Origin of the sequence: Candidatus Enterovibrio altilux (assembly GCF_002381345.1) — a bacterium.
GTDB lineage: Bacteria > Pseudomonadota > Gammaproteobacteria > Enterobacterales > Vibrionaceae > Enterovibrio > Enterovibrio altilux.
In genome coordinates this window covers 544,044-567,635 of sequence record NZ_CP020660.1, presented here as the reverse complement: position 1 = coordinate 567,635, position 23,592 = coordinate 544,044, and the positions used below count along the sequence as shown (strand labels likewise).

Genomic DNA, 23,592 nt, shown 5'->3' with positions numbered 1-23,592 from the left:
ATTCGCGTGAGGAAATAAAGCTTTCACATGCATATGAGAGCTAACGCAAAATTTTTTGTTAACCGTGAAAAATCATGGTTCAATTTCTTCGCAGATAAGCACCACTTCTTGCTCGTCAAAAAAATAGTAATTACACAGCGAGATTTATCTGTCTTAAGATACGAATAACCGTATTAATATTGATGTGTAGCATACGAGCCACATTACGAGTATTAGTATTATTCATAGCAAGTACATATATGTGACCTTTTATACTTGGCTAACAAATGTTACAGGTATATTCAAGCCGGAAGATTTGTCAGCATGATTTACAATGATAGCGTTGATATTAGCCATGGGCTATTTTATAGTTTTAAACTACACTCATTTACTAACACGAACGATACTTAATATTAAGGGTAGCCACAACCATAACTTCTTCAAAGGTGAACATGACACTAAGTTTAATCGATTGAATATATAATAATTATATTAACTTATATATCCACCGGTGTTGGGAATATATAGTCAGTAATGTTCTTGTAATAGCTATACTGTTAGCAATAAGAACTCACGTTCCCAAGAGCTGATTACACGTTTAAAATTTTCGTGCTCTGTGCGCTTGACCGCAATGAATGCTTTTGCAAATGCAACACTTAAATACTCTGCTACTTCATCGCAATTTTCCATGGATTCCAATGCACTTTCTAAGGTGCAAGGTAATGGAGAACTTTTGATTTCATAGCTTCGTCCTTGAGCTGGTGATGTAGGTTTAAGATTTTTTATCATGCCGATGTAGCCGCACAATAAACTAGCCGCAATAACCAAATAGCTGTTAGCGTCTGCCCCGGGCAATCGGTTCTCAATGCGTCGGTTTTGTGATGAGCAATTTGGTATACGTAATCCACACGTTCGATTTTCTTCACCCCATTCCACATTGAGAGGTGCAGAGGTATGAAGAAGAAAACGACGGAAAGAGTTCACGTTTGGCGCAAAGAGAGGTAACATTTTGGGAATAAACTGCTGAAGACCTGCAATGTGTTCATAGAACAATGAAGAGCTGGTACCATCTTCATTCGTGAAGATATTAGTACCGGTATTGATATCCCAAATACTTTGGTGAAGATGCATTGCACTACCAGGCTCATCAGTTATTGGCTTAGACATGAATGTTGCGACCACATTATGTTTTAGCGCAGCCTCTTTGAGGGTGCGTTTAAACACAAATACTTGATCAGAAAGCATAAGCGGATCGCCATGACGGAAATTAATTTCCATCTGTGCAATGCCTTCTTCATGAATCAACGTATTAATCGCTAAACCTTGGGTTTCACACCAGTCATACATGTCTTCAAATAAAGGATCAAATTCATTCGCGGCATCAATTGAAAATGATTGGCGCCCTTTTTCAATGCGACCAGATCGGCCAATCGGTGGGTTTAATGGTAAAGCGGGATCAGCGCTTCGTGCGGCTAAATAAAATTCCATTTCTGGTGCAACTACAGGCTTCCAGTTACGTTCTTCATAGAGTTTGAGCACTTTTTTAAGCACATTACGAGGCGTTAATTCAATTGGATTACCCATTTTATCGAACGTGTCATGTATGATTTGCGCGGTTTTTTCTATCGTCCAAGGTAAGAGATAAACAGCATTTTCATCTGGCTTACAAATAAAATCAATGTTGGCTTCATCCAATAAGGTATAATAAATATCATCATCTACATAATCACCAGTTACCGTTTGCAATAATACACTTTCCGGCAGCCGCATTTCACCTTCGCTGATGAATTTATCAACGGGGGAAATTTTACCTCTGGCAATCCCAGACATATCGCCAACCACACATTCTACTTCGGTTATTTCATTATTGTGTAACCACTCTTTAAGCTTATCCATGGTTTTTCTCACTATTATTTGCTCTTAGTCTGCAGGCATTTCCGAAAACTTTGAAGATAACTGAATAAAAAGGATTTTTTATAACTTCCCACTCAGGATGCCACTGCACACCTAAAGCAAATTGTTTTGAATTAATTACGGAAACAGCTTCAACTAGACCATCTGGAGCGTATGCTTCTGGTCGTAATCCATTGCCTAATCTATCTACGCCTTGCGTATGAACAGAATTAACCTCGGCAGAAGTGCGGCCCCATGCTTCGTAGATAATGCCTCCTGGTTCAATATTTACTGTGTGAGAAATACCATACTGAAGATGAGCAGGTGTAATTTTGTCTTCATGATGCTCGATAAATCCACCAATGTCATGTAGCTTTTGATGAAGTGTACCCCCCATCACCACATTCATTTCTTGGAAACCACGACAAATAGCTAACACAGGAACACCTACTGTAATGGCATGTCGCATCAGTGGTAATGTCGTTGCATCTCGTTGAGGATCATAATCTGTGCTAGGTTCTTTTTTTTCTTCATCATAATGATGAGGTTCAATATTAGAAGTGGAACCTGTAAATAAAATACCGTCGCACAATGCAAGGAAAGTTTCTATAGGCAAAGTTTTCCCTAACACTGGAATGATAAGGGGACAGCAATTAGCTACCTCAAAAACACCGCTGAGGTATTTTTCTCCTGCGATATGGAAAAGATGTAATCCTAACTTACTTGTGCAACTGACTACACCTACTATAGGAATTATTGAATGGGGCATACATACCTCTATTTTTCAACCTATTACCCAATATCTGCTATTAATGTTTACCTCGACTGAGCGGATATTCGCAAAAGCACAAAAATTTTTTTCTCGTATGGTTGTTCACTATTGTATTATCTTAATGACATTGTATTTAGGTGGTTTTTACGTTTGCAAAATTATTATGCTTTTATCGTGTCCACGCTACACGTTAAAAATAAATTACGCAAGAGAGCAAATTAATATTTAGGATGAATTATTTGCTTTTTATTAATATAACTAAAACTTAATTTATTCCATTTTGTCACGTTGATTTAAATAGTAAGGATGCAATATATTATCTGCAATGTGGTTGGTGATGGTGAGTATTTATTACTTACTTACTGTCCTTACTAAGGATGAGTCATATAATTTATGCGTAAGATAAGTGACAGATATGATATCTAGTAAAAAGAATATTCTTCAAAAAATCTCTGGGGTTTCCCAATTGAAATGAAGTCACACAATTTTTCTCTTAACATGGCTCTATTTCTTACTTTGAATTCACATAGCAGATCCCAAACATGAGCATGATTAGACAATCGCTTTTATGTCAGGCATATCTAGTTTATCAGCTTATGTAACGCTATTATCATGGCTACGGTTTCATTAATCTGGGTTGTGTGATTCTTTAGGCTAAATGTTCTTCCCAGTAGCTTTTTGACTCGAACCATCGCCGTCTCTGCTATGGAATGTTTATGATAACCGTTTTTATTTCCTAAATAAAAAAACTAAATTTTCAATTAACATTCTAAACAGTTAGGCTCATTCAAATATTCAGGCTTATGAACAATCTTCGCTACAAAATAGTAACTGGAAGCCGTATAATCAAGAATCGTTCGCTAATATTCTGGATTGATGAAGCTATTCAGCTATGGAATTAAACTAAGTTGGATAATTATGGGAGGCCTCGTTTATTTAGCGGTTTAGCCATGACGACGACCCTCATAGTTAAATGCGTATTTTCAATGTCATTGAGAGGCCTGCAAGGATTCGTGAATTCTGTTTTTTACATATGCTTAACTATCATCATGCCTTAGCTATGCATGCATTAAAAAGCGATCCAAAACGGTTCAAGACGAAGAGTAAAGGAAGCACATAGCACTTAGTTATTGGTTTTACGGACCAAAAGTTTATAGTAAAGGAAAATTAAAAGTAAAAAGCATAGCACTGATGGGAAACGGTGAGTCTAGCGCAAGTTACATTTAGCAGTAGATATAAATACGCCTGAAATCATTTTGCTGAGTTCAGTGCATCAGATGTGACTGATGGTGAAGTGCTACTTAATTTGTTTCAATAGATTTACTGAATATTCAATGAAATATTAGGCGATGGTGCTTACGACACCAGATAATGTTACGCAACCGTTCGTCTTAGACGAACGATTGCACCCATTTTATCAAAAAAATAAAAAGTTTGGAAACAAGGTCATCCGCATAATTTAGCGATCAGTTATCCGAAGTTATACGGTTTAAATAAGCATTGGAAAAGGCAGCATGATTACCATAAACGTTCCCTGTCAGAGACAGAAATATTTTGAATTAAAAAACTACTGGAAGGAGCATTGAGCTTAAGAAGTCACAATGCTCAAATTAGCGAAATTTAAGGCATGATAAAAGCGTTACATGAGTTAACTGGGCTAGGCATGCCTTAAATGAAAGCAATTGGTTAATAGTGAATCGTATTGCTGTTTAGGGGTCTGCGAGGATTCATTAATCTTTGGTCAAATTTGTTCATCGGCCGTTATCATGCCCGCACTATTCATGTATTAGCAAGCAAACCAAAATGGTTAGCGTTAAGCTTTAAGCAAAAAAGAAAGGAACGATCTAGCACTTATCCATTGATTCTATAGGCTTAAAAATTTACAGTGAAGAAAAATTAAAAGTAACAAAGCCTGGTATTGATGATGAAGGTTAAGTCTGGCGTAAATTACATTTAGCAGGAGATATAAACATGCATGAATCATTGCTGTTGAATTAAGTTGATCAAATGTGGCTGACGATGAAATGCTACTTAACTTGCTCAAACAGACTGGCAGAAGAATCAATGAAATGTTAGGCGGTGGAGCTTACGATACTGAATAAACTTACGAAACCGGTCGTATTAAACGAGAGGTTTCACTTATCCTACTAAGAAAAGAAGCAATTTTTTGAAAATGAAATTATCTGTGTAATTTAGTCGTCAGTTACCAGAAATTATACGGTTTGCATGAGCATGATAAAACGCGGTATGGTTATCAAAAATGAAAATACTTTGAATTAAAACACTCTTCGAAGAAAAATTGAGCCTAAAGGATAATAAGCCTAGCTTAGCGACATCGTTTGCCATGGTGAAAGCATTACATCAGCTGACAGAGCTAGGTATGCCTAAAATGTAAATAGGTGTTTAATAGTGAGTGATCTTGGTATTTGTTATCTGAACGAAAATTAGGAAATAAAACCGCGTAGATTGATAATTTAGTTTTTTAATTTAAGAAAGAAGGTCTCAATCATTATGAGTAATTTAGCGTTTTTATTTTTGGCTATAAGTTATAGAAACTGTCATAGTCTATTGTATGAGTTTATATATTTTGAAAAATAAAGCATATTCAATAACTATAAATTTTTCTCCAGTCGAACTTTAATGCTAGACTTAATTTATCAAAAAATTTATGTGCAGTGGACACGGGTATGATTAATGTCTGATACGCATGGGAACAGTGTCAATTTTTTGATTTGGCTTGTACCCTGTTGGTGCTTCTAGTAAGATACGCCTAATACAGTCAGTATTAAAATTATGGCAACAAACGTCAAGTTTTTTTAACAAATCTTTCATTTCATCCCATCCGAGTTTTACTTCTTTAGCTGTCATGATTTTATGATGACTTGTGCTTTCTATGTTATCTCCAATTAGCAATTCTTCATAAAGTTTTTCACCTGGCCGTAACCCTAAAAAGCGAATTTCAATGTCGCCATCTGTGTCGCCTGTCTCTGATATATAACTTTTCATTCCCATCAAATTAATCATATGTTTAGCAAGATCAACTATTTTAACGGGTTCGCCCATATCGAGAACGAATACTTGTCCATTATGACCCATTGCACTAGCTTGAATAACCAACTGTGCTGCCTCAGGAATTAGCATGAAATATCGTGTAATATCTGGGTGAGTGACTGTGACAGGCCCACCTTGTCGAACTTGTTTTTTGAATAAAGGCACTACTGATCCTGACGATCCCAGCACATTGCCAAAACGAACCATAGTGAAGTTGGTTTTAGTGCTACGATCAGCAAGAGCTTGCAGTACCAATTCAGCCATACGTTTGCTTGCGCCCATAATGTTTGTTGGACGCACAGCTTTATCGGTAGATATGAGAGTAAAATTTTTAACACCCGTTGCAATCGCTGCATTTGCACAAGCTAATGTTCCAAAGACATTATTTTGGATGCCCTCAATGATATTGTCTTCGACAAGCGGTACATGTTTATAAGCAGCTGAATGATAAACAGACTCTATCTTGTATTCTGTCATCAGCTTAGTTAATCGGTTCTCTTTTTGCACCGATCCCAAAGCAGCAACTAAATGGGTTTCTAAGCCAAAATTATTTTTAAATGTTTCTAATTCTTGATGAATAGCATACAGATTGTATTCATTGAGTTCAAATAGAACTAACGTTTTGGGATTTTGAGTAAAAATTTGGCGACATAACTCTGAACCGATAGACCCGCCGGCACCCGTAACCAATACGCTTTTATCTGTTATATTTTTTTGAAGTAACTCTGTATTGGGAGACACAGGCTCCCTTCCTAGTAAATCGGCAATGTCTAAATCTTTAATATCAGTAACCCTTGCCTTACCGGAGACAATGTCTTCTACAGAAGGTACGGATTGCACTTCAATAGGCCAGTGAGATAACTCATTAATTAATCGTAACCTTTCGCCTTTGCTTATGTTATTGATGGCGAGCAAAAGTTTTACAGGTTCATAGAGAGAATGGAGTTTTTCGAATTCAGCCGATGTATAAATTTTTATTCCTGTAATAATTTGCCCTGTTTTGGCAGGATTATCGTCTAAAAATGCGACAGGATGATATTCTCCTCCTTGCATAAGAGAATAGGCAAGATCACGTCCTGTAGATCCTGCGCCATAGATTAAAACGTTTGGTTTTTTACGCCGGTAATGATGATAATATACGGTACGGATCATAATGCGAGGAGTACCGAGCGTAATCATCGCTAAGCTAGCATAAATAAATGGTACGCTTCGAGGGATAAAGGCCTGCAAGAAAAAACTGCTTATCGCAAGGGTGATAGCTGACACAACCACTGCGATAAAGATATTGCCAACCGCCGGCAGCATCATGTACCGCAGGATAGCGCGATACATCCCTAATTTTATAAAACTGAAAATAGTTATGGCACAAGTAATAAGCATGCAGAATATTGCTGCCGCATCAATGGGAAACGTTAGCGTGTCTAAACGCAGTGTCATTGCAAAATAGAGCGATAGAGTTACTGCGACAATATCGTAGATAACACTGATAATGCGCTTATTTTTGCGTTGTGCATTGAGAAGTAGTTGAATCGGAGTAAACATTAAGGTCTGAGTAACTCTCGTAGAAATTAGCATCAAAATGATTATGTTAAAACATATAATTATATATTGTCGCCTATTGTATGTAGCTTTAGTGCGACTCGCTAGTGTTGGATGGCAGAATCTTGATATGATTACTAAGACATAAAGGAATTAAGGTGAAAGTACTCGTCACAGGTGCAAGCGGTTTTATTGGAAATCGTGTATCAAACGTCGCTAAACATAAAAATTGGTCCGTGAAAAAGCAAGTCAGAAATGTAGCATTTCAAGCAAATAATACAATCGTTTGTGATATTCAAGCTCATACTGATTGGTCTGCTCACCTAAAAGATATTGATTGTATTGTTCATTGTGCTGCTTGTGTACATCAAATGAAAGGTGTGAAAAATGATGCCAACATTCTTCAAGCTTATCGAGATACCAATATTTTAGGTACATTGAATCTTACTCGTCAGGCAGTAGAGGCTGGCGTTAAACGTTTCGTATTCATTAGTTCCATTAAAGTGAATGGGGAACAAACATCCTTGGGGCAGGCATTTGTCTCTGCGGTTTCACAACCACCTAGTAATTTTTATGGTTTGAGTAAATATGAAGCAGAAATTGGGTTAAAAAAAATTGCAGAACAAACAGGACTGGAAGTTTGTATTATTCGTCCTCCATTAGTATATGGAGAAGGGGTAAAAGCTAATTTTCAATCTATGATGAATATCGTGTGCAAAGGAACTCCGTTACCATTTGGGGCTATCAATAACTACAGAAGCTTTGTTTATATTGATAATCTTGTCTCATTAGTATTGACATGCTGCACACATCCTAATGCTGTTGGGAGGACGTTTCTTGTTTCAGATAATGATGATGTGTCTACCACAAGGCTTTTAAAGCAAATCACCATTAGCATGGGAAGACCAAGTCGACTTCTACCATTGCCTCAACGTATACTTGAATATACTGCTCGTTTGCTTGGAAAAACGGATATTGCTAATCGCTTATGTGGTAATCTGCAGGTTGATATTTCAGATACGATGCAGTCGCTTGATTGGATTCCTCCCGTTAGTTTTGAACGAGGAATAGCCAAGACAGTCGATGCATATTTGAATGCCATGAAGACTAATAAGTTGTAAATTTTATAGAGAAGACTACTGTGATTAGACACCTCGATTTTCTTTTTGCCTTGTTTGGTCTTTTATTTTTGTGCCCTGTGTTGTTACTGGTTACTATGCTTAGTTATTTTGACACTAAATCTCCTATTTTTTGTCAAATGCGTGTGGGTAAAAATCAAAAGCCCTTCATGCTCATCAAATTTCGTACCATGACACCAGAAACAGCATCAGTAGCGACGCATCTAGCAAGCGCTTCTTCAGTCACTAAATTTGGTGTGTTTTTGCGAAAAACTAAATTGGATGAACTTCCACAGTTGATTAATGTGCTGAAAGGAGATATGAGTTTAGTTGGACCTCGTCCTTGTTTGTTTAATCAAAAAGAACTTATCAAAGCTAGAGAGAAAAATAGTGTATTTGATGTTTTGCCTGGAATAACTGGACTAGCGCAAGTCCATGCGATAGACATGGCTACACCAAAAAAACTTGCTGCGTGGGATCGACGAATGATTGAGATGATGTCTGTGAAAAATTACCTTATTTTAATCATGCAAACCGTCACTGGTAGTGGTTCTGGCGACAAAATAAAAAACAGCTAGATAACTTTAAATTTATGTATGCTTGTAAGCATTGAAAGCGCTTAATTTATGAATGATTCAAGACCATGCTATAAACTGACTTTATTTTTGACGTGAGTTCAGATAATAAATTTCAATATGATTCACTATTATAACTAGGTTTAAGAAACAAAGTCACCTAAATTGATAATTTAGTCCCTTAATTTAGGAGATAAAATCATTTTAATAATACGTAGTTTAAGCTTCATTTTGCTAAAAATAATGTATTGTCATTGATTGCTCATACATGTTAAAAACTAATTGATTATGCTATTAGCACTTTCAATGAAAAAAATTGAATGGATATGGGATATGGTCATGATTCCAGCCCCAACGTCAGAAGCCGAATTGCTCGACCGAGCGTATGCTTTGGCCGGTTTTACGCTGGGAGAACTCGCCCAAAAATGCCATATAACTTGTCCCGTAGATCTTCGTAGAGAAAAAGGATGGGTTGGCATGTTATTGGAAACGTGTCTTGGTGCTACAGCTGGCAATAAACAAATGCAAGACTTTCAGAACATTGGTATAGAGCTAAAATCGATACCAATAAGTTATACTGGTAAACCATTAGAAACTACATTTGTTTGTGTTGCACCACTTAAAGATGTACACGGCTTGACGTGGGAAGTTAGTAACATTCGCAATAAAATATTAAAAATATTATGGATTCCTGTCGAAGGTGAGCGAGAAATCCCACTGTGCGAAAGATATGTTGGTATGCCGTTAATTTGGCAACCTTCCATAGAAGAAGAAGCACAACTTAAGGCTGATTGGGAAGAACTGATGGAATTTATTGTATTGGGGAAAGTACATCAAATTACTGCACAGCACGGTGAACATCTACAGTTGAGGCCAAAAGCAGCAAATAGCAAAGCACTTACAAAAGCCTATGGTGTAAATGGGCAGCCAATTAGAACTATGCCAAGAGGCTTTTATTTTAGAACTCAATTTACCAGTAGAATCCTAGCAAATCATTTCATGCTTTCTAATCTCGATATCACTAAAGAATGATCTGCATGTCGTCTTTCTATTTTTGTAAGCCAGCAAGTACAGTTCAAAAGCACTAAATGAGCCATAGTGGACATTAATTCTACTATTGTAAGTTCTATACTACCGATCCTTCCAGCAGCTTTATTCCTTAAATCAAAGAACTAAATTAGTAATCTACATACATTCTAAACAGTTAAATTAACTGAAATATATGTTGTTTATGGACAAGCGTCACTACAACACAACTAACTGAAGCAGTATAATCAAGTTTTAATAAATTGTGGCTTACTAATGTTATGGATTGATGCAGAAGCCGTTCAGCTATGCAATCACATTAAACAGGATATTTGTAAAAAATTAGTTTATTTAATGATTTAGCTAAATTTGTTTTTTAATGTAGATTCAGATAGTAAATCTTATCATGACTCACTATTTAGGCATACCTGACCTGATTAGCTTATTTAGTACTTTTGTAATGACTGGGTTTTGCTAATCTGAGTGTTGTGAGTCCTTAAGTTCAACATGCCTCCGAAAAATTTTTAATTTTAAACATTGATGTCTCTGATAAGGAGTGTTGATTGTAGTCATATCCTGTTTTCCAATGCTGATTTGAACCGTATAATTTTTGGTAACTGACCACTCGTTTACGTGGATGGTCTCATTTTCAACAAGTTGCCCTTCTATCTTAGTGGTATGAGTGGAACCGTTCGTTTAATACTAACGGTTGTATAATATTATTCATTGATTCTTCGGCGGGTTTGTTTGAGCAAGTTAGATAGTACTTTACCATAAGTCACATTTGATGCTCTTAATTCAACAGGAATGATTTTATACATATTTTTATCTCCGTGGAATTAATAGCTAAGTGCTGGCTAGTGCCTTTATTCTTCGTTTTGAACGTGACGTTCACTGTTTTGGCTCGCACGTTGTTAAAGCATGAGTAGTGAGAGTATGACAATGGCAGTTAAGCACATTTGCAAACAGAATTAAGGAATCCTTGCAGACCTCTCAATGGCATTGAAAATACGTGTTGAATCATGAAAACTGCCGTCATCGTTAAGTTGCTAGATAAATAAAGTTTTTTATGATTTTTCTGCTCAGTTTGATTCCAAATCCGAATAGCTTCTTCATCAATCAGAAGGTGAGTGAGTCACGATTGATTTACATTTGATTACACTACCTCCTGTTAATTGTTTGACAGCGAGGCTTGCCATAAGCGTTAATATTTAAATGAGCCTCGCTGTTTAGAGCGTAGATTAGTAATTTAGTTCCCTTATTGAGTAAATAAAGTCATAAAATTTTAAAAATTGATCAATTTTTAGTGCATATTTCCCATTAGCTCCATTACTTTATCTGTTATAGCCTGGCTCTCAGCTGAATAAAGTGGCTATGGGAGATGATGAATGAGCCGTTAAGAAACCCAGCTGATTTTAAAAGTCAACGTTGTTTTATAAATACGATTAATTAATTTTTTACTATAACTCTTTCTACAATTGGATACATTTTCGATGCCAGAATGCATGATAGGTTTTAGGTACTCAAGCTGCCTCTTTAAGTTGATTGAGTAGAATGCCTTAATATATTGGTCTGAGTAATATTAAATAGGGTCTGACTGTTTTATTGAGCACTTATATCTTAAGCTAGTAACTATAAAGGAGCTGATGGTTTTTAGTAAAAAGTGGTTAATTAGTACACAACTGTTAGACCATAGCTTTCCAAAATATTTTTCAAGTTTTCCATAGTGTTTTTTGTCGGTGGATTGACGTCTTTCAACTCATACTCATGGCCCATAGCTTTCCATTTGTGGACGCCTAGTTGATGGTACGGCAGCATTTCAATTTTTTCGACATTATCCATGTATTTTAAAAATTCACCGAGAAGATGTACTGATTTTTGATCATTGGTGTAACCGGGTACTACCACGTAGCGGATCCATGTTTTTTGATTACGTTGATGCAAGTAGTCTGCGAAATCTAGCACACGTTTGTTGGAGACGCCGATCAAATTTTTATGAATATTGTTATTCATTTGTTTGAGATCTAAAATAACAAGATCCGTGGCATCCAAGACTTCATCAATAATACTAGAATGTTTACGAATGTAGCCATTAGTGTCAAGACAGGTATGAATGTTCTCTGCTTGCACTGCGCGAAAAAAATCGCGAACAAATTCAGGTTGAAGAATAGCTTCGCCACCTGAAGCAGTTACACCGCCACCAGATGCATTAATAAAATGGCGGTACGTTACCACTTCTTTCATTATTTCTTCAACACTCATCTCTTGTCCTTCATCGAGATCCCATGTATCACGGTTGTGACAGTACTTGCAGCGCATTAGGCAACCTTGCAGGAATACGATAAAGCGAATTCCAGGGCCGTCAACGGTACCACAAGATTCAATAGAGTGGATATGACCATTCACTGACATGAGGTTCTCCAAAAAATTATTATAAAAAGGACGTGTAATTTTATTACAGATTGGTGGTTATCTAAAGCGAATATCCCTTTTTGTATTTAACGAATTCGAGTTTAGATGGTACGTTTTAACACGATTAAGTATTCAACGATCGCTTTCATTTGAGGCAAACTGAACCCAGTTAACTTACTTAATGCTTTTATTATTTCGTAGATTTTACTAACCTTTGGAGTTTAATTTAGCTTTCATCAATCGGGACTTGCTAACATTTTGAGTTAATGTAGACGTTATTCAGCTATGGAATCAAATTAAGCCGAGTAATCATGGAGACTGTATTACAATACAACGGTTTGCATGGTTAAATGTGTATGTTGGATGCTATTGAAAGGTCTCCAAGGATCTATTAGTTCTATTTGTAAATTTTTTGAATTGCTGTTGTCATGCCCTCACTATCCATGTGTTAACAAGCGAGCCAAAATGGTGAACGTCACGTTCAAGAGGTTTTGCTTCCTAATCTGAGTTCAGATAGCATATTGCACATAATTCATGATTAAACAATTGTTTTTATTTTAAGAATACCTAGTTTCATTGGCTTATTTTATGTTTTTACCATGCGTAAGGTTCGCTAATCTGAGCATTATGATCTCTTAAACTCAATGTCCCTCCGAGTAATTTTGTTAAATCGACACATGGCCGTCTCTGATAGGGAACGTTGATGGTAATCATGCCTCGTTTTACAACGCTGATTGGAACCGTATAACTTCTGGTAACTGATCGTTAAATTCCGTGGACGATCTCGTTCCTCAAAAATTGCTCCTTTTTTTGGTGGTATGAGTGGAACCTCTCTTTTTATGCAAACGGTTTCGTAACATTATCTGGTGTCATAAGCACTATCGGTTGATATTTCATTGATTTTTCGGCGTGTCTGCTTGAGTAAGTTAGGTAGCACTTCACCGTCAGTCACATTTAATGTACTTAACTCAGCAGAAATGATTTCATGCGTATTTATATCTACCGCTAAATGTAATTTGTGCCAGACTAGTCGTTTCCCATCAGTACTATACTGTTTTACTTTTCATTTTTCTTCACCGTAGATTTTGAACCTTGTTAAATCAATGGCTGAGTACTGGACGCTTTCTTTACTTTTCGTTTTGAATGTGACGTTAACTGTTTTGGCTCGTTTGCTAATGCATGAAAAGTAAGGGCCATCGTAATGACTAAGTTGCTAAATAAATGAGGTCTCCCGTAATTCCTCTGCTTAGTGTGATTTCATAGTGGAATAGCTTTTCCATCAATCCATAATGTTAGTTAGCTACGATTGATTAAAGCTTGATTATACCGCTTCTAGTTAGTTGTTTTGTAGCGAAGATTGTTCATAGGCCTGAATATTGAAGTGAGTTAGCTGTTTAGAGTGTTGATTAAAAACTTAGTTCTCTTATTTAGGAAATAAAGCTGGTTACCATAAACGTTCCCTAGCAGAGAAAGCAATGGTTCGAGTCAAAAAACTACGGGGATAGACATTGAGTCCAAGGGATCACACTGCTAAGATTAGTGAAACCTACGCATGATAAAAGCGTTAAATAAGCTGACAGGACTAGACATTTCTAAAACGAAAGTAATTGTCTAATAGTGAATCATGTTGGTGAATATAGAAAAAATTAATGTTCACAGATATCACAAAAGCACGTGATAGTTTGAAAGTAAACGGTTTTTATTTGCAATGACTGCCACAGCTAAATGTGATGATACGACACATTAGAGTAACCATACTACGCTGTAAAGGAACGCTATGCGTAAAAAATTAGTTGACATATTCATTAGTGCTGTGTTGTTTCTATCAGTGCCGGCGGTAGCTGAAAAACCAAGTTTTGAAAATTATGTGACTGGACTCAAGCAAGAGGGCATGAATAAAGGAATTGATGCTGTGTTAATTGAACGTGCATTTCATGGTATTCGTTACCGAGAAAGAGCAGTGAAAGCTGATAGGAATCAGCCAGAAAGACGGTTAACGTTTGACGCGTATATTCCGCAAGCTGTGCCTGATTGGAAGGTAAAAAAAGCGAGATACTTGTATGACAAGCATTACGATGATTTAAAACGTATTGAAAATATTTATGGTGTTCAACCTCGCTTTCTTGTGGCACTTTGGGGAGTTGAAAGCAACTTCGGTGCTTTAACGGGTAATTATGATGTTATAGAAGCGCTAACAACGTTAGCGTATGATGGTCGGCGTGAAATTTTTTTTCGTAATGAAGTATTTTCTGCATTAAGTATTCTTCAAGCTGGTCATATTGATGTTAATTCTATGAAAGGATCGTGGGCTGGTGCCATGGGGCAGTGTCAATTTATGCCAAGTTCATTCTTGTCATTTGCTGTTGATGGAAACAATGACGGTAAAAAAGATATTTGGAATTCTAAACTGGACATTTTTGCTTCATCAGCTAATTACTTGAAAAAGGCTGGATGGGATCATGCGTATACGTGGGGACGACAAGTTATATTACCAAAGCATTTAGAATCTTCTTTGTTAGGGTTAAGTCATGACAAAGCAAGATCATTAGCTGAATGGCAATTTTTAGGTATTAAAACAATAAGTACAGGTGCATTGCCTGCAGTTGATGTTAATGCTTGGCTTATACAACCAGATGACGAACTTGGTCGTGCGTATTTAGTTTATGGAAACTACCAAAGTTTAATGAGATGGAACCGCTCACATTACTTTGCACTTGCGGTAAGTCACCTTGCTGATCGCATTCAACTAGGCCAATAAAATATGATTTTTAACTTACATACTAATGTGGGAATAATGTTCATTGGCATTTTTATTAGTACCATTTTTTTCGATCATGCATTTAATACTTCGGTTATGATTAGAAGGTAAAAGGCACCAATAATATTGTCATGCATTTTCGTTGATTTAGAGTCTTAAAGCGTTTTTTTATTGAATAACTTCGAGTAAGTACGGCGAGTTAAATTCTTCCTATTAATGCGTTATATTATGGGTTTGCTATCTACATTCAAATTAAAAAACAAAGCCATAATAATCTTAAAAATATAACGGAAGGGACATGATGCATTGTTCAATTTATAAGAGCAATAAAAAAGAATTGACATATCTATATATTAATCGAAAAGACGATTTTTCTAATGTGCCGGAACAATTACTAACAACATTTGGTAATCCCGAGTTCGTCATGGTGATAAATATAGATAAGAGAAAAAAATTAGCGTTCGCAGATATCACAAAAGTACGTGATAGCTTGAAAGTGGACGGCTTTTACTTGCAATTGCCACCACAGTCAGATGTGACGATGCAACATATTCGAGTAAACAATACTAAACTTTAAAGGAATGTTATGGGTAAAAAATTAATTGATATCTTCATTGGTGCTGCGTTGTTTCTGTCAAAACCGATGCTGACTGAAAAACTAAGTTTTAAGGGCTATGTTATTGGACTCAGGTTTTATTTTTTAATTAGAGAACTCAATTATCAATCTACGTTTTAAACAGCTAGACTCACTTAAATATTCAGGTCTATGAACAAGCTTCACTATCAAACCATTAATTGAGAGCAGTATAATCAAGCTTTAATAAATTTGAGCTCATCAACACTTTGAACTAATGTAGAAGTCATTCAGTTATGGAATCAAATTAAGCTAGGTAATTGTGGAAAATTTTGTTCATTTAACGATTTAGCTATTACGGCGATTTTCATGGTTCAACGTGTGTTCTTAATGCCATTTAGAGTCATACTTGCTCAACAGCGCTGTCATGCTCTTATTATTCATGTATCAGCAAGTGACTAAAATAGTTAACGTCACGTTTGAGACGAAGCCTAAAAAAATCAGCCAACACTGGACCATTTATTCTATAAAAGTTCAACGTCGTGCTGAAGACTAATGGGAAATAAAAAAACATGGCATTTATGAAAAACCTTGAATCTGGCGTAAGTTACATTTAGTAATAGATATAAATGTGTGTGAAATTATTGCTGCTGAGTTAAGTGCATCAAGTGTGTTGAATTGTGGCGTGCTATCTAACTTGCTCAAACAGCTTTGCCGAAGCACAATGAAATATCAGATCATAATGATTACGACACCAGACAATGCTACGCAACCCTTCGTATTAAGCGAGTGGTTCTAATCATACAACCAAGAAAAGGATCAACTTTTGGGGAACGAGTTCACTCGTGTAATTTAGCGGTTAGTTATAAGTAATTATATGGTTCAAATAAGTATTAAAAAATGAGGTATAGGAACCATAAATGCTCCCTATTTGAGATGGAAATATTTAGAGTCAAAAAAACTATTCGGAGGGACATTGAGTTGAAGGGATCACAATGCTTTGATTAACGAAATCTACGGCATGATAAAAGCATTAAATAAGTTGATAGAATTAGGTATGCCTATAACGGGAGTGATCATCTCATAGTGAATCATGTTGGAATTTACTATTTGAACCTGAATTAAAAAAATAAATCCTCTCTTAGGCTTAATGTCTCTCCGGATTTGTTTCCTAAAGCAGCGAACTAACTCATTAATCTACGTTGTTAAACAACTAGGTTTACTTAAATATTTAGGTCTATGGATAAGTTTCGCTACAAAACAACCAATTGGAAGCAGCATAATTAAGTTTTAATCATTGTGGTTCACTAAGATTATGGATTAATTAAGAAGGGATTTAACTACATAATCAAACTAAGTAAGGTAAGAATAGGAGACCTAATGTATTTAGTTACCTATTCATTACGATGGTTTTCATTGTTAAACATGTTCAACTGCCGTTGTTGTGTCCTCACTATTCATGCATTAGCAAGCGAGCCAACAAGATTAGCGTCGCGTTTAAAAACGAAGACTAAAAGAGCATACAGTACTGAGCCATTGATGCTACGAGACTAAGAGATTACGATGAGGGCGAATAAAAAATAAAAAGGCATTGCCCTGACGGTAAATGTCGAGTTTGATACAAATTACATTTAACGGCAGCTATAAATACATATGAAATCATTGTTGCTGAGTGAAGTTCATCAAATGTGAATAACCATGAAGTGCTACTTAACTTGCTCAAACAGATCCGTTAAAAAATCCATGAGATATCAGGCGATGGTGCTTACGACACAAGATAGTGTTATGAAATTATTTGTATTAAAGGAACGGTTCCATTCATCTTTTTTAAAAAAAGTAACTTATTGGAAACGAAGTTATCAGTGTAATTTAGCAGCCAGTTATCAGCAATTATACGGTTTAAATCAATATTGAAAAATGAGGTATAGTTACCATAAGCTTTTTCTATCAAAGACGGCAATGTTTTGAGTCAAAAACTTACTTGGAGGGACACCAAGCCTAAGGGATTACAACTCCTAAATTGGCGTAATCTCCGCAATGTTAATAGTATTAAATTAGCTAACAGGGCTATATATACCTAAAATAAAAGTGATCGTCTAATAGTTTCCATATTGTGGCTTGTTCTCTTAACTCGAGTTAGGAACTAAAGCTTAATAAAATAGTAACATTTCTCGTTGTCGCTTGCTGCAATGTTTTCAGGAATATATCATGCAGGTACTGCCTGGGAATGCACATAAATCATTTTGTACTAAGGATATTTTGATGATAATTTTTATTAGTATGCTTTATAACTTTACTCCTTACGTTTTTTTTCAAGACGAGGTGGCTTAATTAAAATGTGCACGAATTACTACCGTGGGACATCATAAAAAAATAATGCTCGATATAACTCAATTAAATCTGTGTTAGCTGGATAATGCATAATGACAAAACAATCTGAACTTAAAGGTAGTTCATTTACACTTTCCGTGCTTCATTTACTGGACGACGATCTTACTAGCGCGATGAATATGTTGTCAAAAAAAGTCAGCCAAGCGCCTGCTTTTTTTGATGGTGCTCCCGTGATTGTTGATATTTCTCGTCTGCATCGTCAACCAAATTTTGACGTACTCAAAGCTACCATTGCACAAAGTGGTATGTTGGTTGTAGGAATTACAGGATGTAAACAAAATAAAATTAGAGAAGCTACAAAAAAAGCAGGACTAGCAATAGTGGTGCCAGCTAAACAAAGTCGTATTAACGACCCAATTCAAACTCCAACGAAAGTAATCACGACGCCTATCCGTTCAGGTCAGCAAGTTTACGCAAAAAACGCAGACTTAGTGATACTTAATCACGTCAATGCAGGAGCTGAAATTATTGCCGATGGTAGCATTCATATTTATGGCATACTCCGTGGGCGTGTAATTGCTGGGGCAAGTGGACAAAAAGAAGCACATATTTTTTGCCAAAATTTACAATCTGAACTTGTTGCCATTGCTGGGACATATTGGTTAAGTGAAACCATTAGTGAGGAATATGCGTCTAGACCAGTTACAATTTCACTTCAAAATAATTCATTAAATATTAAACCGCTCACACTCTAACTATCCAAAGGATTGAGGAATGACACGAATTATCGTAATAACTTCTGGCAAAGGCGGCGTTGGCAAGACTACGTCAAGTGCTGCAATCGCGACTGGTATCGCTCAGTATGGAAAAAAAACGGTTGTTATTGATTTTGACATTGGCCTACGTAACCTGGACCTTATCATGGGCTGTGAACGTCGCGTGGTGTATGACTTTGTCAACGTTATCAATGGTGAAGCAAATCTCCATCAAGCATTAATAAAAGACAAACGCAGCGATAACCTTTTCGTCCTAGCGGCTTCTCAAACACGTGATAAGGATGCACTTACTAAAGACGGTGTAAGCCGAGTATTAAATGATCTAAAAGCAATGGATTTTGATTTTATCATTTGCGATTCACCAGCAGGTATTGAAACAGGTGCTCTAATGGCTTTGTATTTTGCCGATGAAGCCATTGTGACGACCAACCCAGAAGTGTCTTCTGTACGCGATTCAGACCGTATTCTTGGTATATTGGATTCAAAATCTCGTCGCGCAGAAAATGGAGAAGAACCTGTAAAAACACATCTTCTATTAACTCGCTATAATCCTGCGCGGGTGAATCAAGGTGAAATGTTAAGTGTGTCTGACGTAGAAGAAATCCTACGGATACCGTTGCTAAGTGTGATCCCTGAAAGCCCTTCGATTCTTCACGCGTCAAACAAAGGTGAATCTGTTATTCTAGATGAAGAATCAGATGCAGGGCAAGCCTACAGTGATGCGATTCGTCGTTTACTTGGCGAAAAATGTCCATTTCGCTTCCTTGAAGAAGAAAGAAAAGGATTTCTCAAAAGACTGTTTGGAGGATAGTTTATGGCATTGCTGGAATTTTTTCGTCCGAGTAAAAAATCGTCTGCTTCATTGGCTAAAGAGCGTTTACAAATTATTGTTGCAGAGCGCCGGCGCGCAGGAAGTCCTGAACCTACGTACCTACCCCAGCTTAAACAGGATATTTTAAACGTTATCCGCAAGTACGTAGACATATCACCGGAGCAAATTACCGTGGCACTAGAACAACGCGCAGATGATATTTCAGTCTTGGAATTGAACGTAACGTTGCCAGACGAAGATAAATAAACAAAAATGACCGAACAGTAACTTTTAGAAGTGACTGTGCATAAGTGAAAAACGGTCATGTATACTCGTAAGCATGAAAGATTCTTGCTTGCTTAATAATCCGTGGTTATGTTGTAGATTGACTTTATGTCCTAATTTACGTCTAGAGAACAAATTTTAACATAATGAACTATTAGACGTTTACTTGCGTTTTAGACACAAGCATACCTAGCCCTATCAGCTTATTTAAAGCTTTTATCATGGCGTAGGTTCCGTTAATTTGAGTATGGTGCTCCCTCAGGCTCAATGTCTTCTGAGTAGTTTGTTAATTCAAAATATTGAGATCTTTGATACAAAACGTCTATGGTGGCCATACCTCATTTTTTAATGCTTATTTGAACCGTATAACTTATAGCAATTGATTACTAAGTTATGCGGATGACCTCGTTTTCAATAAGTTGCTCCTTTTTTTGGTGAGAGAGTGGAACCGTTAGTTTAATGCGAACGGTTTCGTAACATTATTTTGTGTTGTAAGCACCATTGGCTGTTATTTCATTGATTCTTCGGTAGGTCTGTTTGAGAAGTTTAGGGAGCACTTCACTATCAGTCACGTTTAAGGAGCTGAATTTAGAAGCAATAATTTCATGCGTATGTATAGCTACTACTAAATATAACTTAAATTAAACACGACGTTTCCCGTTAGTGCCATGCTTTTTTATTTTTTGTGCACCTTCATCGTGAATTTTAAGCCCTGTAAAGTCAATGATTAAAAGCTGGATAGTTCCTTTAGTTTGAGTTTTAAACGCAACGTTAACCATTTTGGTTCGCTTGCTAATGCATAAATAGTGAGAGTATGACAACAGCAGTTGAGCAAGTTTGCAAACAGAATCAATGAATCTTAGCGGATCTCTCAATGGCATTGAAAATAAACGTTTGATCATGAGAACAAAAGGAATGACTAAGGAGCTAAATAAACGAGGCCGCTCATGATGATCTCGCTGAGTTTTATTTCATAGCTAAATGGCTTCTTCATCAATTCAACATGCTAGTGAGCCACGATTGTAAAGGTTGCATCATGGTAAATGCTCAGAAAAGGGCAGACGAAAACGTATGTAATATGTCTATATGTGAGCAATTTTATCCATGAATAACTTGATTATATTTAAAGGATAATGTAAATATAATTTTTAAAAATTTTGTAATAATGCTATGTATATATGCTGATTTATTTCATGTGATGGGTTGAATTAGAAAGGCCTCTATTGTAGAGGTCTTTTTTCTGTTTGGTGTTTAATGAAAATTAAAATTTAAAGCGGGTGCTAAATATAACTTGCTCATTATATGCTTCATTGAAACGTAATTGTGCACTGATAGCAAATAATTCGGTTGCATGGAAACGCACTAAGACTGAACCAAAGATGTCGTTTTCTTCATTAATGGATATGTGGCCAAGCTCGCCGCCAACTTCAAGTTGTGGACTTAACCACTGGCGAATACCTGCGTTGACTTCAACACCAAATTTAGTGTCACCGGTGAAACGGTTACGAGCTTTAAGGTTACGAAGACATAATTCACCATAGACATCAGCCCAGTTATTGGCAGGCGCATGAAAACCAATCCCGGCAGTTGTATCAAAATCATTATTGAATGCTGAGTCGGCTTCTAAACGAATATGAGCGTTTGGATGAATTGCAGTGCTAAAACCAATGCCGTAAGTAACAGGGCTAATGCCAATGCGCGTTTCGAAGTAATCATAACTGAAGTTACTCATAGTGCCCATATTTGCCATAGTTACGGCAGAGAAGGCCGCAGATGATGCAGCTGCTAGTAAAATACTAGCGATCTTAGTTTTGTGCATGGAAGTTCTCTTGTTGAATGTAATGTATAAGCGTACTTTAATAGTAGTCACTTTTGCGAAACAACAGCATAGTTCTTAGTAAGATGCTATTTAATAAAAATATGCATAATATATTTAAAATGTGAGCATGAGCATGACGTTATGTAGAGTCAATAGTTATTTTTTACTTCAAAAATATATTAATCGGTTTGAAGATATAAGATTCATAACCCGAAATTTAGCATTTATTTTTGGCTGTTTATGCATCATCTTTCATAGTCACTCTATTTGGTGGAAATTTGGATTATAAGGAGGAAAATAGTGAAGCGTAATATTAAGAACTCATGCTGAATTTTTGACAAAATAATTTCCATATTCAACCCAATACCGTAAGTAATAATTTTTTCAAGGGAGGTTCCCATGTATACTACAATTAGCAAGGTCTGATGTGACTGCTCATGAAAGAGGCTGTGTTTCCTAATCCTAGTTCAGATAGTAAATCCTAACATGATTAACGGTTAAACAATCGCTTTTGTTTTAGGCATACCTAAGCTTATTTAACGCTCTTACCATGTCGTAAATCTCGCTAATCTGAGCATTACGATCTCTTAAACTCAATGTCCCTCCAAGTAATTTTTTTAATTTGAACCATAGTTGTTTCTGCTAGGAAAGGTTTATGGTAACTAGTTTTAGTTTTTAAATAAGGGAACTAAATTTTCAATCAACATTATAAACAGTCAGGCTTACTTAAATATTCAGATCTATGAATAATCTTCGTTACAAAATAACTAACTGAAAGCAGTATAAGCACACTTTAATCAATCATGGCTAACTAACATTTTGGATTGAAGATGAAGCTATTCAACGATGGAATAAAATTAAGCAGGGTAATCATGGGAGTCCTCGTTTATTGAGCGACTTAGCCGTCACGCGGGCCCTCATGGTTCAATGCGTGTTTTCAATGCCATTGGGAGGTCTGCAAGGATTCATGGATTCTCTTTTCAAACTGGCTTAACTGCCATTGTTATGCTTTCACTATTCACACATTAGTAAGCGAACTAAAACGATTAACGTCACGTTCAAGGCGAAGAATAAAGGAAATATACAGCACTTAGCCATTAATTTTACGGGATTAACAGTTTACGGTGAAGGGGAATAGAAAGCAAAAAAGCATGATATTGATGGAAAACTGAGAACCCGGAGCAAGTTGTATTTAGCACAGATATAAATACGCATGAAATCATTGCTGCTGAGCTAAGTGCGTTAAATGTGACTAACGGTGAAAAACTACCTGGCTTATTCAAACAGATTATCGAAAATCAATGAGATATCAGCCGAAGGTGCCTGTGATATCAGATAATATTACGGAACCGTTCGTATTAAACGAGCGGTTCCACTCATCCTATCAAGAAAAAAACAACTTTTTGGGGAACGAGGTTATCCGCGTAATTTAGCGATCAGTTATCAGAAATTATACGGTTCCAATTAGCATTGGAAAACGAGTATGGTTACCATAAGCGTTCCCTATCAGAGACGGGAATGTTTCGAGTCAAATAATTACTGGGAGTGACATTAAGTTGAAGAAATCATTACGTTTAGATTAGCGAGGCTTATTTCATGATACGGTAGTTGAGCCAGTTGAAAAACAGAATTAATGAACCCTTGCAGATCTCTTAACGGCCTTGAAAATACACGTTTAACCATAAGGGCCGGTGTCTTGGATAAGTGGCTAAATAAACGGGGTCTCCCATGATTACCAGGCTTAGTTTTGATTCCGTAGCTGAATGGCTTCTGCCTGAACCTAGAATATTAGTGAGTCACTATTGATTAAAGCTTGATTATATTACTTCCAATTAGTTGTTTTGTAGAGAAGCTTGTTCATAAATCTGAATAT

The 23,592-nt window shown here is 36.4% G+C and carries 15 protein-coding genes and 9 pseudogenes; 14 read left to right on the top strand and 10 right to left on the bottom strand.

The window, feature by feature from the left end:
- Positions 1-130: 130 nt before the first annotated feature.
- From BTN50_RS12010 to BTN50_RS02370, 3 genes are all read right to left on the bottom strand, one after another.
- Complete coding sequence (locus BTN50_RS12010; RefSeq protein WP_223823263.1) at positions 131-253, bottom strand: IS1-like element transposase; 123 nt, start codon at positions 251-253, stop codon at positions 131-133.
- Between the two features lie 275 nt (positions 254-528).
- Positions 529-1,875 (bottom strand): glutamine synthetase family protein, encoded by a 1,347-nt coding sequence (locus BTN50_RS02375; protein WP_096618892.1) that lies wholly within the window; start codon positions 1,873-1,875, stop codon positions 529-531.
- Positions 1,868-2,641 (bottom strand): gamma-glutamyl-gamma-aminobutyrate hydrolase family protein, encoded by a 774-nt coding sequence (locus tag BTN50_RS02370; RefSeq protein WP_096618891.1) that lies wholly within the window; start codon positions 2,639-2,641, stop codon positions 1,868-1,870. Before BTN50_RS02370 ends, BTN50_RS02375 begins: the two co-directional genes overlap by 8 nt.
- Before the next feature lie 806 nt (positions 2,642-3,447).
- Here BTN50_RS02370 and BTN50_RS10840 point away from each other — a divergent pair.
- A pseudogene (locus BTN50_RS10840) lies at positions 3,448-4,265 on the top strand (IS5 family transposase); the annotation flags it as partial.
- A 1,070-nt stretch (positions 4,266-5,335) separates the two neighbouring features.
- Here BTN50_RS10840 and BTN50_RS02360 read toward each other — a convergent pair.
- Positions 5,336-7,237, bottom strand: coding sequence for a polysaccharide biosynthesis protein (locus tag BTN50_RS02360; RefSeq protein WP_096618889.1), 1,902 nt, complete (start codon positions 7,235-7,237; stop codon positions 5,336-5,338).
- A gap of 155 nt (positions 7,238-7,392) precedes the next feature.
- Here BTN50_RS02360 and BTN50_RS02355 point away from each other — a divergent pair, with 155 nt between their 5' ends.
- The 3 genes from BTN50_RS02355 (at position 7,393) to mutH (ending at position 9,959) form a co-directional block, all read left to right on the top strand.
- Positions 7,393-8,355, top strand: coding sequence for a UDP-glucose 4-epimerase family protein (locus BTN50_RS02355; RefSeq protein ID WP_096618888.1), 963 nt, complete (start codon positions 7,393-7,395; stop codon positions 8,353-8,355).
- A gap of 20 nt (positions 8,356-8,375) precedes the next feature.
- Entirely contained in the window at positions 8,376-8,930 is a 555-nt protein-coding gene (locus BTN50_RS02350; RefSeq protein ID WP_096618887.1) for a sugar transferase, read from the top strand.
- Between the two features lie 336 nt (positions 8,931-9,266).
- Entirely contained in the window at positions 9,267-9,959 is a 693-nt protein-coding gene (mutH, locus tag BTN50_RS02345; protein ID WP_096619519.1) for a DNA mismatch repair endonuclease MutH, read from the top strand.
- A gap of 408 nt (positions 9,960-10,367) precedes the next feature.
- On the opposite strand, the pseudogene BTN50_RS02340 reads toward mutH, so the two are convergent.
- Positions 10,368-11,099 (bottom strand): annotated as a pseudogene (locus BTN50_RS02340) (transposase).
- Between the two features lie 525 nt (positions 11,100-11,624).
- Positions 11,625-12,365: a pyruvate formate lyase 1-activating protein gene (pflA, locus tag BTN50_RS02335; protein ID WP_096618886.1), complete on the bottom strand. Its 741-nt coding sequence runs from the start codon at positions 12,363-12,365 to the stop codon at positions 11,625-11,627.
- Between the two features lie 342 nt (positions 12,366-12,707).
- Here pflA and BTN50_RS02330 point away from each other — a divergent pair, with 342 nt between their 5' ends.
- Complete coding sequence (locus BTN50_RS02330; RefSeq protein ID WP_096618885.1) at positions 12,708-12,872, top strand: transposase; 165 nt, start codon at positions 12,708-12,710, stop codon at positions 12,870-12,872.
- A gap of 87 nt (positions 12,873-12,959) precedes the next feature.
- Here BTN50_RS02330 and BTN50_RS02325 read toward each other — a convergent pair.
- Positions 12,960-13,676, bottom strand: a pseudogene (locus BTN50_RS02325) (IS5 family transposase).
- A gap of 131 nt (positions 13,677-13,807) precedes the next feature.
- On the opposite strand from BTN50_RS02325, the pseudogene BTN50_RS12005 reads away from it, so the two are divergent.
- From BTN50_RS12005 to minE, 8 genes and pseudogenes are all read left to right on the top strand, one after another.
- A pseudogene (locus tag BTN50_RS12005) lies at positions 13,808-13,980 on the top strand (IS5/IS1182 family transposase); the annotation flags it as partial.
- Between the two features lie 162 nt (positions 13,981-14,142).
- Entirely contained in the window at positions 14,143-15,123 is a 981-nt protein-coding gene (locus BTN50_RS02320) for a lytic murein transglycosylase (protein ID WP_096618884.1), read from the top strand.
- Positions 15,124-15,424: 301 nt separating this feature from the next.
- Positions 15,425-15,700 (top strand): YcgL domain-containing protein, encoded by a 276-nt coding sequence (locus BTN50_RS02315; protein WP_096619518.1) that lies wholly within the window; start codon positions 15,425-15,427, stop codon positions 15,698-15,700.
- A gap of 243 nt (positions 15,701-15,943) precedes the next feature.
- Positions 15,944-16,784: pseudogene (locus BTN50_RS02310) on the top strand (IS5/IS1182 family transposase).
- 152 nt (positions 16,785-16,936) lie between these two features.
- Positions 16,937-17,755, top strand: a pseudogene (locus tag BTN50_RS02305) (transposase).
- Positions 17,756-18,120: 365 nt separating this feature from the next.
- Positions 18,121-18,783, top strand: coding sequence for a septum site-determining protein MinC (gene minC / locus BTN50_RS02300; protein ID WP_096618883.1), 663 nt, complete (start codon positions 18,121-18,123; stop codon positions 18,781-18,783).
- 19 nt (positions 18,784-18,802) lie between these two features.
- Positions 18,803-19,615, top strand: coding sequence for a septum site-determining protein MinD (gene minD, locus BTN50_RS02295; protein ID WP_096618882.1), 813 nt, complete (start codon positions 18,803-18,805; stop codon positions 19,613-19,615).
- 3 nt (positions 19,616-19,618) lie between these two features.
- Positions 19,619-19,882, top strand: coding sequence for a cell division topological specificity factor MinE (gene minE / locus BTN50_RS02290; protein ID WP_096618881.1), 264 nt, complete (start codon positions 19,619-19,621; stop codon positions 19,880-19,882).
- A 659-nt stretch (positions 19,883-20,541) separates the two neighbouring features.
- On the opposite strand, the pseudogene BTN50_RS12000 reads toward minE, so the two are convergent.
- Both BTN50_RS12000 and BTN50_RS02280 read right to left on the bottom strand, forming a co-directional pair.
- Positions 20,542-20,853, bottom strand: a pseudogene (locus BTN50_RS12000) (transposase); the annotation flags it as partial.
- Between the two features lie 308 nt (positions 20,854-21,161).
- Entirely contained in the window at positions 21,162-21,719 is a 558-nt protein-coding gene (locus BTN50_RS02280) for a hypothetical protein (RefSeq protein WP_096618880.1), read from the bottom strand.
- A gap of 796 nt (positions 21,720-22,515) precedes the next feature.
- Here BTN50_RS02280 and BTN50_RS02275 point away from each other — a divergent pair.
- A pseudogene (locus tag BTN50_RS02275) lies at positions 22,516-23,252 on the top strand (IS5 family transposase); the annotation flags it as partial.
- 69 nt (positions 23,253-23,321) lie between these two features.
- On the opposite strand, the pseudogene BTN50_RS02270 reads toward BTN50_RS02275, so the two are convergent.
- A pseudogene (locus BTN50_RS02270) lies at positions 23,322-23,526 on the bottom strand (transposase); the annotation flags it as partial.
- Between the last annotated feature and the right edge of the window lie 66 nt (positions 23,527-23,592).

Excerpts from the sequence above, each read along its gene's own strand:
- minE (WP_096618881.1), top strand. The coding sequence starts at position 19,619 with ATGGCATTGCTGGAATTTTTTCGTCCGAGTAAAAAATCGTCTGCTTCA.
- pflA (WP_096618886.1), bottom strand. The coding sequence starts at position 12,365 with ATGTCAGTGAATGGTCATATCCACTCTATTGAATCTTGTGGTACCGTT.
- minC (WP_096618883.1), top strand. The coding sequence starts at position 18,121 with ATGACAAAACAATCTGAACTTAAAGGTAGTTCATTTACACTTTCCGTG.
- BTN50_RS02360 (WP_096618889.1), bottom strand. The coding sequence starts at position 7,237 with ATGTTTACTCCGATTCAACTACTTCTCAATGCACAACGCAAAAATAAG.
- BTN50_RS02370 (WP_096618891.1), bottom strand. The coding sequence starts at position 2,641 with ATGCCCCATTCAATAATTCCTATAGTAGGTGTAGTCAGTTGCACAAGT.
- mutH (WP_096619519.1), top strand. The coding sequence starts at position 9,267 with ATGATTCCAGCCCCAACGTCAGAAGCCGAATTGCTCGACCGAGCGTAT.
- BTN50_RS02330 (WP_096618885.1), top strand. The coding sequence starts at position 12,708 with ATGGTTAAATGTGTATGTTGGATGCTATTGAAAGGTCTCCAAGGATCT.
- BTN50_RS02280 (WP_096618880.1), bottom strand. The coding sequence starts at position 21,719 with ATGCACAAAACTAAGATCGCTAGTATTTTACTAGCAGCTGCATCATCT.
- BTN50_RS02315 (WP_096619518.1), top strand. The coding sequence starts at position 15,425 with ATGCATTGTTCAATTTATAAGAGCAATAAAAAAGAATTGACATATCTA.
- BTN50_RS02375 (WP_096618892.1), bottom strand. The coding sequence starts at position 1,875 with ATGGATAAGCTTAAAGAGTGGTTACACAATAATGAAATAACCGAAGTA.
- minD (WP_096618882.1), top strand. The coding sequence starts at position 18,803 with ATGACACGAATTATCGTAATAACTTCTGGCAAAGGCGGCGTTGGCAAG.
- BTN50_RS02320 (WP_096618884.1), top strand. The coding sequence starts at position 14,143 with ATGCGTAAAAAATTAGTTGACATATTCATTAGTGCTGTGTTGTTTCTA.